Below are 13,126 nucleotides of genomic sequence, written 5' to 3'. Positions count from 1 at the left end.
GGTTAATCCCACTTATCTTGTTATTAGGTTGCCATGTTTCACGTGGAACATTTGTAGTTCTCGTTGCATGGGTTCCACCACAGCAGAAATACTTTCAGATTGAATTGTAGAGATAAATATTTGAGAGCTACAGTGTGACAATAATTGTCCTACTTTCTCTTTCGTATCTTCCCCTAACTCTGAAGGTAGATCATCTATTAGCAATATTGATTGCTTTTCTGTCTCTGACTCAATCAAACTATTTTGCGTTACTTTTAACGCATAAAGCAATAGTTTCAATTGACCACGTGAAAAGGTATTTTCCACACTGTTGCCAGCGACACTAAAACTGAAATCTGCTTTATGGGGGCCTTTATTGGTAAAGCCTTGGCGACTATCGCGCTCAAAGCTTTGCTCAAGCGCCTCAGTTAGAGATTCGCTCTCTTTCCAGCCCGCATAAAAACTTATTTCTAAATCGCGTATAAGCGTTAATTCTGCACACATTTTATCAAAAAACTGCTGCTTAAACCTACTTATATACGCAATTCGTAAATTATTTATTTGTTCTGCCAGTCTAACAAATTCTTTATCCCAAAACTTGATTTGGTCAAAATAATTCTTAGGTTTACTTTTCAGCAATGCGTTGCGCTGTTTTAAAACTTTATTAAACGATTGCCAAAGATAAAAAAAATCTTGTTCCACGTGGAACAATCCTAAATCTAAAAACTTACGGCGCTCTTTTGGACCACCAAAAAATAATGAATAACTTTCTGGGGTGATCACTTGTACTGGCATTAACTGGGCAAGTTCAGACACGCGACGACTGGACTTACCCTGTATTTTTAATTCTGTCTCGCCACTTAGTGTCTTACTAATCCCAATCGGTATCGATAAGTTATAAAGTGACTTGCGACCATGAATGGTAAATTTTTCTTTCTGGTGTTGAATGATACTTTTGTGCTTTGGCGTACGAAAAGACTTGCCATGAGAAAGGTAATAAATAGCCTCTAAAAGGCTGGTTTTGCCACTGCCATTTTCACCATAAATTACATTAATACCATTCACTGGCTCTACAGTGATCGCCTCAATATTACGAAAATTATTGAGGCTCAAATGACTTAAACTCATAGTGCCTTATAAGCGCATTGGCATAACAACATACATGGCTTCTTCATCGCCGGCACCTTCAATCAACGCACTACTGTTAGAATCAGCAAGCGTAAATAAAACGTCTTCTGTTTTTAATGTATTTAATACATCTAAAACATACGATACGTTAAAGCCAATTTCTAAGTCATCACCTTGGTAACTAACTTCAACCACTTCTTCAGCTTGCTCTTGCTCTGGGTTATTGGCAGTAATTTTTAGTAGTCCATTCGATAAGTTTAAGCGTACACCTCTAAACTTCTCGTTTGATAAAATAGATACACGTTGAAAAGCACTGCGTAACCATTCCCGATTAGCAGTAATCACTTTATCACCACCACGCGGTAATACTCGACGGTAATCAGGAAAACGGCCATCCACTAATTTACTGGTAAAAGTAAATTCAGTATCTAAAATACGAATATGATTAGCGCCAAATTGAATGGTTACCAATTCATCATCAGCAACCATCAAGCGCATAATTTCTTGCACGCCTTTACGCGGAATAATTAGCTGACGTTGAGTATTTAACGATTGCGGTAATTGCTTTTGCGCAATCGCTAAACGGTGGCCATCTGTTGCCACTGTTTTAATATCCGCATTATCAACTTCAAACGACATACCATTTAAATAATAACGTACGTCTTGGTTAGCCATTGAGAAATGAGTGCTTTCTAATAACTTACGTAGTTCTAAGCGAGTAAGTTGAAACTCAACCTCACCATCCCATTGCTCAAGATTAGGAAAATCTTCAGCAGCAAGTGTGGTTAATGAAAAGCGGCTTTTACCACTGGTCAATAATAATTGGTGATCTTGACTGCTCAACGTTAAATCTGAACCGTCTGGCAGACTTTTACAAATATCGAGTAATTTTTTAGCTGGCAAAGTCAATTTAGCATCGGCGGTATCATCGCCAACAAAAACCTTTGCGACCAGTTCAATTTCAAGGTCTGTCCCTGTCATTGAAAGTTCACCATTTTCAACCTCTAACAACACGTTAGATAAAATAGGCAAGGTATGTTTGCGCTCAATTGCACCCGACACTTGCATCAAAGGTTTTAAAAATTGTTCTCTTGATATAGTTATTTGCATAATAAAGTCAGCCCTAAGATGACAATGTTCTTATTAGGTTTTGGTAATCTTCTTTTACTTCGTGACTTTCATCACGTAGTGATTTTATTTTTCTGCACGCGTGCAATACCGTGGTATGGTCACGCCCACCAAAGGCATCGCCAATCTCAGGTAAGCTGTGATTAGTGAGTTCTTTAGACAATGCCATAGCGACTTGACGCGGCCTTGCGATAGAGCGGCTACGGCGCTTTGATAGCAAGTCTGAAACACGAATACGGTAATACTCTGCCACAGTACGCTGAATGTTGTCGATGGTGACCAGCTTATCTTGCAGAGCAAGCAAGTCTCGCAGTGCTTCTTTTACAAAGTCGATCGAAATTGGTCGGCCTGTAAAGTTTGCATTGGCAATCACACGGTTAAGTGCGCCCTCTAACTCACGTACATTTGAGCGTAATTTTTTAGCGATAAAAAAGGCCACCTCATGGGGTAAATTAATTTTACTCTGCTGCGCTTTTTTCATCAAAATAGCCACTCGCGTTTCAAGCTCTGGCGGCTCAATCGCAATGGTTAAACCCCAACCAAAGCGTGATTTAAGGCGGTCTTCAACCCCCTCAATCTCTTTTGGATAACGGTCTGAGGTTAAAATAATCTGTTGATTACCTTCAAGTAACGCGTTGAAAGTATGAAAGAATTCTTCTTGAGAACGTTCTTTATTAGCAAAGAATTGGATGTCATCAATCATTAATGCATCAACACTGCGGTAATAACGTTTAAATTCTTCAATGGCATTATTTTGCAATGCTTTCACCATGTCTTGCACAAAACGCTCTGAATGCATGTAAACAATTTTAGCGTCTGGCTTATTTGCCATGATGCCATTACCAACGGCGTGTAATAAATGCGTTTTACCTAAACCAGTGCCACCGTATATAAATACCGGGTTAAAGGCTGCACCTGGATTATCAGCCACTTGAGTTGCGGCGGCTTTAGCTAACTGGTTAGATTTACCTTCAACAAAACTATCAAAGGTGTAGTTTTCTTTAATGTTTGATTTATAACCAGACTTAGGCGCTGGCTCAACCACAACTTTAGCTGCTTTTGGTTGCTGTTTATTAGTGGCAGACTGGTTTGTAGGCGCTGAAGAAACACTGGCTCCAGTTGGTGCTGCTACTTGTGTATTCAAAATTGGTTTACTACCAACATCAAATCGTAGCTCTGGTGCTTCATCTTTACATATTTCGACGAGTAGCTCGTTAATGCGGTTTAAGTACTTTTCTCTCACCCAATCGAGTACAAAACGATTAGGTGCGTAAATCGTCAGGGTATCTTCGGTACTTTCTGCTTGAAGTGGTCTTACCCACATACTGAACTGCTGCGAAGGCAGTTCATCTTGCAATACATATAAACAACTTTGCCAAACCGACAGATACACAGTTAAACTCCCAAGGATTTAGTATTTATTCCCGTTCATCTTTAATGATGGAAAATCATACGTTTATTACTATTATTTAGGCAATTTATTAACCCAAGACCGAGTATTATGAAGGCACTTTATCCACAAGTACAAGATTGATTTTTTTGAAAAATATGATCTCGCCATAAAAAACAATCAATACACTGATTTTAAACAACAATTATTTTTAACTCGAAACCATGATCATAGCAAAAAAGGGCTTAGATCGCGATCAAATTATGTGATCTATTTTAGTTACCCCAAGCTTTTATGCACTTTTTATACAGAGCCTGTGGAAAACTTCTTAAATATAAGGATCCTAGCAGATCCCGCAACTCTATCTATTATCCCCTCTCTATTATAAGTGCGATTATGGTTGACTTTAAGGCGCTTCATCGATAATATCTCGCGCTCGCAATGGCACCTGTGCCAGGATCGCGACCTGCATAGGATGTTTTAACCTTTAACCGATCGGATGGAATTGTTATGAAAAGAACTTTTCAACCTAGCGTTTTAAAACGCAAACGTGCACACGGTTTCCGTGCTCGCATGGCAACTGTAAATGGCCGTAAAGTATTAGCTCGTCGCCGCGCTAAAGGCCGCAAAGTTCTTTCTGCTTAATATATAAGTGGAAGACTTTAACTTTGGCAGGGAGTTACGTCTGTTAACTCCCTCGCATTACTCTCGCATCTTTAATGAACCCGCTCGGGCCGCAACTCCTTTCTTTACCTTATTAGCAAAACCCAATGACCAAGCAAAACCTCGCTTAGGACTCACAGTCGCTAAAAAACGGGTTAAAAAAGCTTGCCAACGAAACCGTATTAAACGTCTTGCTCGCGAAAGTTTTCGTTTAAACCAACATACTATTGATAATATCGATATTGTGCTGATGGTTAAAAGTGGTATAGATGAACAGTCAAATGAAGAGCTAACCAAACAACTCACTAAATTATGGCGTAAAATTAACGAACGCTGTAAACCAGGTGCACCAAAACCACCGCCGTTTAAAAAACGCCCCAACAAATCGGCTAAATCCAATAAACAAAGCCAATAGCAATAGAATTATAGGGTTAATTAAGGTATCTTTAGCTCACCTTTTAATCATGCATTTAAAATTCTATATTGGGCGTTTAAATTCATGGTATCCATTCACTAAATATTACGCAGAGGCTAGAACATCATGAGGTTACTAAAACCACTTGTTGCTTTTCCTAAGCGCTGTTTAGTGTTATTAATTCGTGGTTATCAAAAGTGGATTAGTCCGCTGTTAGGTCCGCATTGTCGTTTTAATCCAACCTGCTCCAGTTATGCTATTCAAGCAATTAATTTGCATGGATCAGTAAAAGGGAGTTGGTTAGCGGTTAAACGCATATTAAAATGTCATCCTTTACATTCAGGTGGGGATGATCCCGTACCTGAAAAATTAACCCATATTAACCACCAACACGAGAAATAAGAGCTGTTATGGAATCGCAACGCACGTTTTTATTCATCGGCTTGATGCTTGTATCGTTTTTATTGTTCCAAGAGTGGAATAATGACTACAACGCACCAAAAGTCGATCCTAGTGCCAACACACAAACACTACAAACAAATTCCCCTGACTCAGATGATTATGTTCCATCATCAACTGACGGTGAATTACCAACTGCAGCAACAACCGCGAAACGTTCGGTTATTGAAATTACCACTGACGTTTTCAAAGTTAAAATTGACACCCGTGGTGGTGATATTGTTGAAGCCGACTTACTGCAATACGAAGATAAAAAAGATAGTGGCATACCTTATATGCTATTGGGTGTCTTAGATGGCAACCAATACTTCTCGCAAAGTGGTTTAATAGGCTTAAATGGCCCTGACGCATCAGCAGAAGGTCGCCCTGTTTATCACACTGAGCAAAAAACATTTGCTCTAACGGGTGATGAGTTACGCGTTCCTTTAACGTTTACGGATAGCAAAGGTGTTACCTTTACTAAAACATATGTATTCAAAAAAGGTGAATACGATGTAGCTTTAGAGTACACAGTAAACAACACCACCGCCGAGCCAATTCAAGTACAGCTGTATACGCAAGTAAAGCGCACAGTACAAGAAAAAGGCAGCTTAGTTGATCAAACTTACTTAGGTGCGGCTTACGGCTCAAGCGATGAAAAATACGAAAAATACAGTTTTTCTGATATGGCCGACAAAAACCTTAGCATTAATACCCAAGGTGGTTATATTGCCTTTATTCAGCACTACTTTGTAAGTGCGTGGGTGCCTTCGCAAGAACAGCAAAATACCCTTTACAGCTTAATAGCTAAGGGCAACGCAGCAATTATTGGTGCTAAAGGTGAGCCGGTAAATGTACAAGCTAACCAGCAAGCAACGCTTGGTGCTACTTACTACATGGGCCCGAAAGAGTCTGACAAACTAGCTGCACTTCACCCGAACTTAGATTTAACTGTAGATTACGGCTGGTTATGGTTTATCTCTCAGCCTTTATTTGTGCTATTGAAGTGGTTACACGGCATTTTAGGTAACTGGGGTGTAGCAATTATTGCCATCACTATTATCATTAAATCACTAATGTACCCACTGACTAAAGCGCAATATACGTCAATGGCGAAAATGCGTGCCCTACAACCTAAAATGGCTGCACTAAAAGAAAAGTATGGCGATGACCGTCAAAAATTCGGTCAAGCGACTATGGAAATGTACCGCAAAGAGAAAGTAAACCCTATGGGTGGCTGCTTACCTATTTTGCTACAAATGCCAATCTTCTTAGCCTTATTCTACGTATTCTTAGAATCAACAGAACTGCGTCATGCTGAGTTTGTATTATGGTTAACTGACTTATCAGCAATGGACCCATACTACGTATTACCCGTTTTATTTGGTGTAAGTATGTTTGTGACGCAAAAGCTACAACCAATGACGGTTCAAGATCCAATGCAACAAAAGATGATGACCTTTATGCCGGTTATCTTCTCTGTGTTCTTCCTTTGGTTCCCATCTGGCCTAGTACTTTACTGGTTAGTGTCTAACCTGATTTCAATCGCGCAAATGCTGATCATTTACCGCGGTATGGAAAAGAAAGGAATAAAAGTTAGGGGCTGATAGCTCTTTTACTTAGAAAAAGGCGGCTTCGGTCGCCTTTTTTATTGGCTGTTTTTAGCCGCAGCTATTCGCTACAAATAACTGCATAGGTTACAATACGCACATATCGTTATTCATAAAGTTGGTAAATTACTAGCATGATCAATCAAGATACAATTGCAGCACAAGCAACCGCCCCTGGTCGTGGTGGCGTTGGTATTATTCGCGTTTCTGGCAATTTAGTAAAAACCGTTGCCGAGCAGATTATTGGTCGTTGCCCTAAAGTGCGCTACGCCGATTACGTGCCATTTAACAGTCTTGCTGGCGAGCAACTTGATCAAGGTATCGCTATTTATTTTGCCGGGCCTAACTCATTTACTGGCGAAGACGTACTGGAACTACAAGGTCATGGTGGCCCTGTTGTACTGGATATGCTACTTAAAGAAATTAGCCAGATTGAAGGCGTACGATTAGCCAAGCCAGGTGAGTTTTCTGAGCGCGCCTTTATGAACGACAAAATGGACTTAACCCAAGCAGAGGCCATTGCCGACTTAATTAATGCAACGAGTGAACAAGCCGCTAAAAGTGCCTTACAATCACTGCAGGGTGAGTTTTCAAAGCATATTGATACCTTAGTCGAAAAAGTCATTCACTTGCGTATGTACGTTGAAGCGGCCATTGATTTTCCTGATGAAGAAATCGATTTTCTATCCGACGGTAAAGTCGCCGGTGACCTAAATACCATTATTGAACAACTTAATAATGTTACTAATCAAGCTAAGCAAGGCAGCATCATGCGTGAAGGTATGCGCGTGGTAATTGCAGGTCGCCCTAATGCAGGTAAATCGAGCTTACTAAACGCTCTTGCAGGAAGAGAAGCCGCCATCGTAACCGAAATTGCCGGGACCACTCGTGATGTGCTACGAGAACATATTCATATTGATGGTATGCCACTACATATTATCGACACTGCAGGCCTTCGTGAAAGTCCAGACCGAGTTGAGCAAATCGGCATTGAGCGGGCGTGGGATGAAATAAACCAAGCTGATCGCGTACTATTTATGCTTGATGGCACTGATACCAAAGACACCGACCCGCACGCTATTTGGCCAGAGTTTATGGCCAAGCTTCCGCAAGGTATGGGGGTCACTGTGATCCGTAATAAAGCCGATTTATCGGGCGACGAAGTTGGTATGAGCGAAAACCAGCAATATCCAGTGATCAGCTTAAGTGCTAAAAATGCTGATGGTATAGAGTTAGTTCGTACTCACTTAAAGGCATGTATAGGGTTTCAAGGCGCAACCGAAGGCGGTTTTATGGCGCGTCGTCGTCACTTAGATGCGCTCGACAGCGCAGCTCACCATTTACAAACAGGTAAAGACCAATTAGAGATGCATATTGCCGGTGAAATTCTTGCTGAAGAACTGCGTTTAACACAAAACTACTTAAACGAGATCACCGGTGAATTTACCTCAGATGATCTACTAGGTAAAATATTTAGCTCATTCTGTATCGGTAAATAACTTTTCATAAAAGGCGCACGCAACCTCCGTGCGCCCTTATAGCCCCCAATTAAATCTTCTTAAACTGACCTGCCGCATCCACTAAAATACAACCAGAGACTTTAAAAGCTGATTATTAATTCATACTTTGCTATTTCTGTCCCCTTGACCTATCCACAAAACTGATGAATAGTAAGCTATAGAGATATATCAGTATTTTCCATGAATATTCTAGAAAACGAACTAAACTTAGAGCATTAATTATGATGCACTAATTTAGTTAATGCAGATAAGAAAATAACTGACTCATTAAGAAATAAATACTGCTGCGAAACATTATTAAATTGCGACTCTTTACAGGATTAAGGTTTCACCAATGGATATAGCAAAACAAGATATAGCTGCCATCGTTCAAATTTCGGGCCAAACTTGGGTAATCACAAACTCCGGACAATGGATACCAGCACAAGAGGTAACAAGCTCCCTTGCTGACATTGAAGTCATCACCTTAACCGCAGAGCAAATAGATTTAAATGCGCAGCAGCCACAAGTATTTATTAATGGCCAATGGTTAACTCTTCCCTCACAAGTTATTACTTCCATAACAACAAACGAAAACAACCAACCGCCAACTGACCAACTACCAACAAATCAACAAAGCGCCAATGAAGGGCAGCAAGGTAATAATTTCTTTTATCAGTTTATTCAACGCAGTGCTGAATCGACTGTACCTGAATCGGGCTTTGATACGACTGGCGACACTGATGCAGAAGAGGAAAAAAACGTATTAACTGGCGCATCCGGTGAAGACAATGGTGTTTTGTTACCTGAGCTATCAATTACTATTGCTGATGGTGGCGATGAATGGGTCAATCAATTTGAAACCCCTAGCACTGATTTATTTGGTGAAGCCTTGTATGCTAGTGACGGCCAAAGCTTAACGGTCACACTCACTGACATTAATGGTAACACACTCTCTTTTACTACCACGGCACAAAATCAAGCATGGCAAATTAACGATATTGATTTAAGTGCATTTGCCGAAGGGCAAATTGTTGCTGATATCCAGCTTACCACCCCCTTAAACAATGCCGATATTAGTGCGCAAGATACTAGCGTTAAAGATACTCTTGCTGAGATCAGCTTATCTGTACAAAAAGTGGAAAAAACCGCAGATAACGTATTAATTGTGTCTTTTTCTGGTGATGTAACCAATATTCAAGATGGCCAAGCTGTTACTGTTCAGCTGTTTTTCCCCGATGGCACCCTAATTACCAGTGCTGAAACAACTGTAATTAATGGCCAATGGAGTCTGGACAACATCAGCACTGCGCCACTACTTGATGGTGATTATTTAGTAACTGTTGCTAGTAATGATTTAGCAGGTAACCCTGCAACAGCTGAACGCTTTGTATTTAAAGACACTTTGGCAGAGATCACCGTCAATGTCTTAGAAAATTGCAGCACAGAAGGAGAAACCTACGATGTTGTTGGCACAGTCAACGATGTTGAAGATGGCAATGTCGTCACCCTAGTTTTAACCGATAGCAATGGCACAAGTAAAACATTTCAAACTACAGTGCAAAACGGTGCATATGCATTAATCGATGCGGATATGAGTGGCTTAGCTGATGGCCCTATTAGTGTTACAGCAACTGTGAGTGATTTTTCAGATAACCAAGCAACTGCCAACACTGATTTTATTTATGATTCGCTAGCACTATTAACAATTAATATTAACGATACCGATGATAACGTTATAAATGCAGCTGAAGATAACAACGTCGCGCTCTCTGGTACGGCAGTAGGTATAGAAGATGGCCAAACTGTATTTATTACTTTAACCGACGTTAATGGCAATACCATAGAGCTTAGCGCAACAGTAAGTAATGAAGCATGGCAGCTTAACAATGTTGATATTTCAAGTTTAGATAACGGCACCATCACAGCGACCGCCAATAGCACCGATTTAAATTGTAACCCAGCGAATGCAACAGACACTGCTGAACACGATAAACTCGCTGAAATCACTGTAAACACCACAACAACAGCCTCAAACAACGGCCTACTCTATAACTTTAACGGCACCGTGGTTGATATTGAAGATGGCAACGCAGTGACACTCACTATCACTGATAGAAATGGTCAAAACCAAGTATTAAACGCTGTTATAGTCAATGGCAGCTACAACATACAAGGTGTTGCACTGACGCTTGCAGATGGCCCATTGACGGTCACCGTCAATGCGCAGGATGACGCGGGAAACCCTGCCACAGCCAATCAACAAGTTGATTTTGATAACAGCGCCGCTATTACAGTCAATATTGAGACCGGTGATGATGCCGTTGTAAACTTAGCTGAATCAACTAACCGCACTTTATTTGGTGATGTGGTAGACGTTGAAGATGGTCAACTAGTTACAATTACAGTCACTGACGATAATGGCGTTAGCCTTACTTTTACAACACAAGTAAATGCTGGCAGTTGGCAAGTAGACAACGCCGATTTATCAGCACTTGCAGATGGCACATTAACCATTACCAGCAGCGTAACTGATTTAAGCAATAACACTGCGCAAGCAAGCACCACAACTACAAAAGACACACAAGCAACTGTTACCATACAAATCGAAACAGGTAGTGATGAGTTACTCAATAAAGAAGAAATTCTCGCTACAAACATTACAGGTACCGCGGCCGCTATAGAAGACGGTCAATTTGTTTTAGTCACTATCACTGACAGCGAAAATAACCAATTAAGCTTCAGAGCAGAAATAATCAATGGCACTTGGTCACTAGCTGACTTAGATCTAAGTAGCTTAGCTGAAGGTCCTATTAATGCGGTTGCAACCGTAAGCGATTTAGCTGGTAATCCTGCAACAGCGAGCGACATGGCTTTTAAAGATACGCAGTCGAACATCACTGTTGAAGTCGCTGAGCAATGCCATGACGGCGTTGAAATAATCGATTTATTTGGGACTGTTGAGAACGTCGAAGATGGCGCACCGGTGGTGCTAATCATCACAGATAGTGAAGGAAATACACTTCGTTTTGATACCACTAGTAATAACGGCGTTTGGGCTTATACAGATGCCGACTTAACTGGCTTAGTCGATGGCGATTTAAACATTCGCGCATACACCACTGATCTCAGTGGCAACATTGTCTCAACCGATATCAGTTTTGTAAAAGACACTGTAGCGCAAATTACCATAGACGTAGATACTGGCACTGATGAAGTAATCAATAGTACAGAAACCCCAGCAACAACCATTTCTGGTACTGTTACCAATGTTGAAGATGGTCAAACAGTCACCGTTTCAGTAAAAGATGTAAACGGTAAAGTGATTACCTTTACCGCCACTGTGATGGCGGGCGAATGGCTGGTTGCCGATGCAGATTTGAGCATTTTAGCGCAAGGACAACTCACCTTCTCAGCTACAGTTAAAGATTTAAGCTGTAATACTGCAACAGCAACCGCAGATCATATTAAAGATACACTCGCAGAAGTAACAATTGTTGTTGAATCAAATGGTGATAACTTAATCAACAGCAATGAAGTCAATGCCGTTACGCTTTATGGCGAGGCTACTCACATAGAAGATGGTCAATTAATCACTATTACCGTAACGGATTCAGCGGGTAACAGCCAACAATATACCACCACAGTAATGGATCAACAGTGGCAATTGGCGGATCTTGATTTTACCAGTTTTGCCGAAGGTCGATTAGACTTTGTCGTAACAGCTAGTGATCTAGCTGGTAACTCAGCCAGCAATACCACTGATGTATTTAAAGACACCTTATCTACCATTTCGATGCAAATTAAAACCAATGGCGATGATATTCTTAACGAATTAGAAGTTAATCCAGCGACTTTTGGCGGTGTAGCTAACGACATTGAAATCGGTCAAGTCGTTGAGATCACAGTAACAGATAGCCAAGGCACAACACTAACCTTTAATACTGTGATTCGTAACGGCTACTTTATTATTGAAGATGGCGATTTATCCGGCCTTGCTGATGGTGATTTAATTTTTACAGCGAATACCACTGATAGGAATGGCAACCCAGCCACAGCAACTACTACCGTTGTGAAAAACACCGCACCGGTGGAGATCACCATTGATATCGACACCATCCAAGATAATGTGATCAATGATGCGGAGTCATCTGCTGTTGATATCACCGGGACTACCGTCAATGTTGAAGACGGTGCAACTGTTACAGTAGTACTAACAGATGCCAATGGCGATAGTTTAACCTTTACCACTCAAGTATTTAATAACCAATGGCGACTCGACAATATTGATACCCGGTTTTTAATTGATGGTAGTATCAATGGCACCGCCACTGTTACCAATAGCGTGGGAAATTCTGGCTCTGCGCAAGAAATTGTCAGCAAAGATGTCGTCGCAAATATCAGCTTAACGCTTAACGACGATGACCAAGTAATTAACCAAACCGAAACTAAACAAAACAACTTCTCTGGTGTTGTTAGCAACATTGAAGACGGGCAAACCGTTACCCTCACTTTAACCGATAAAAACGGCCTAACAGTAACAGCGACGACCTTAGTTATAAATGGTACATGGACGTTAGGGGATGTTAATTTAGCTGGTCTTGCTGATGGTGAGATCACCGCAAACGTAGCCGTTAGTGACGTAGCTGAAAACCCAGCAAACAACACTGTCACTTTTACTAAAGACACCACGGCAACGATATCTATTACCGTTGAAGATGTAGACCAAATAATTAATGCAGCAGAACAAAGTGCTGTAAGTGTTTCTGGTGTCGTAAATGGCATTGAAGATGGCCAAACAGTCACTATCTCAGTCACTGATAGTCGTGGTACAACTCGAACTAATGGCTCTTTGACTATCGTTGATGGGAAATGG

The 13,126-nt window shown here is 40.8% G+C and carries 9 protein-coding genes (1 of these 9 only partly in view); 6 read left to right on the top strand and 3 right to left on the bottom strand.

The features are described from left to right. Positions 1-12: 12 nt before the first annotated feature. Genes recF through dnaA form a run of 3 tightly spaced genes read right to left on the bottom strand, consistent with a single transcriptional unit; the run spans position 13 to position 3,628 of the window. Positions 13-1,107, bottom strand: a complete 1,095-nt coding sequence (gene recF / locus A7968_RS19740) for a DNA replication/repair protein RecF (RefSeq protein ID WP_064668258.1) — start codon at positions 1,105-1,107, stop codon at positions 13-15. 6 nt (positions 1,108-1,113) lie between these two features. Beyond that, positions 1,114-2,217: a DNA polymerase III subunit beta gene (gene dnaN, locus A7968_RS19735; protein ID WP_064668257.1), complete on the bottom strand. Its 1,104-nt coding sequence runs from the start codon at positions 2,215-2,217 to the stop codon at positions 1,114-1,116. A 13-nt stretch (positions 2,218-2,230) separates the two neighbouring features. Then, complete coding sequence (gene dnaA, locus A7968_RS19730) at positions 2,231-3,628, bottom strand: chromosomal replication initiator protein DnaA (protein WP_064668256.1); 1,398 nt, start codon at positions 3,626-3,628, stop codon at positions 2,231-2,233. 507 nt (positions 3,629-4,135) lie between these two features. Here dnaA and rpmH point away from each other — a divergent pair. From rpmH to A7968_RS19700, 6 genes are all read left to right on the top strand, one after another. Then, positions 4,136-4,270: a 50S ribosomal protein L34 gene (gene rpmH / locus A7968_RS19725; protein WP_004335215.1), complete on the top strand. Its 135-nt coding sequence runs from the start codon at positions 4,136-4,138 to the stop codon at positions 4,268-4,270. A gap of 7 nt (positions 4,271-4,277) precedes the next feature. Then, entirely contained in the window at positions 4,278-4,703 is a 426-nt protein-coding gene (gene rnpA, locus A7968_RS19720; protein ID WP_016710423.1) for a ribonuclease P protein component, read from the top strand. A 126-nt stretch (positions 4,704-4,829) separates the two neighbouring features. Beyond that, positions 4,830-5,105: a membrane protein insertion efficiency factor YidD gene (yidD, locus tag A7968_RS19715; RefSeq protein ID WP_064668255.1), complete on the top strand. Its 276-nt coding sequence runs from the start codon at positions 4,830-4,832 to the stop codon at positions 5,103-5,105. 8 nt (positions 5,106-5,113) lie between these two features. Next, positions 5,114-6,748: a membrane protein insertase YidC gene (gene yidC, locus A7968_RS19710; protein ID WP_064668254.1), complete on the top strand. Its 1,635-nt coding sequence runs from the start codon at positions 5,114-5,116 to the stop codon at positions 6,746-6,748. 137 nt (positions 6,749-6,885) lie between these two features. Further along, complete coding sequence (mnmE, locus tag A7968_RS19705; RefSeq protein ID WP_064668253.1) at positions 6,886-8,250, top strand: tRNA uridine-5-carboxymethylaminomethyl(34) synthesis GTPase MnmE; 1,365 nt, start codon at positions 6,886-6,888, stop codon at positions 8,248-8,250. A 355-nt stretch (positions 8,251-8,605) separates the two neighbouring features. Next, positions 8,606-13,126, top strand: partial view of a T1SS-143 repeat domain-containing protein gene (locus A7968_RS19700; protein ID WP_064668252.1) — the 5' end (the start) only. It continues 20,484 nt past the right edge of the window; the window shows 4,521 of its 25,005 coding nt (coding positions 1-4,521); its start codon is at positions 8,606-8,608; its stop codon lies off the right edge, out of view.

It is taken from the genome of Pseudoalteromonas prydzensis (genome assembly GCF_001661495.1).
In the GTDB taxonomy this organism is placed as follows: domain Bacteria; phylum Pseudomonadota; class Gammaproteobacteria; order Enterobacterales; family Alteromonadaceae; genus Pseudoalteromonas; species Pseudoalteromonas prydzensis.
This window is presented reverse-complemented; position numbering and strand designations above follow the sequence as displayed.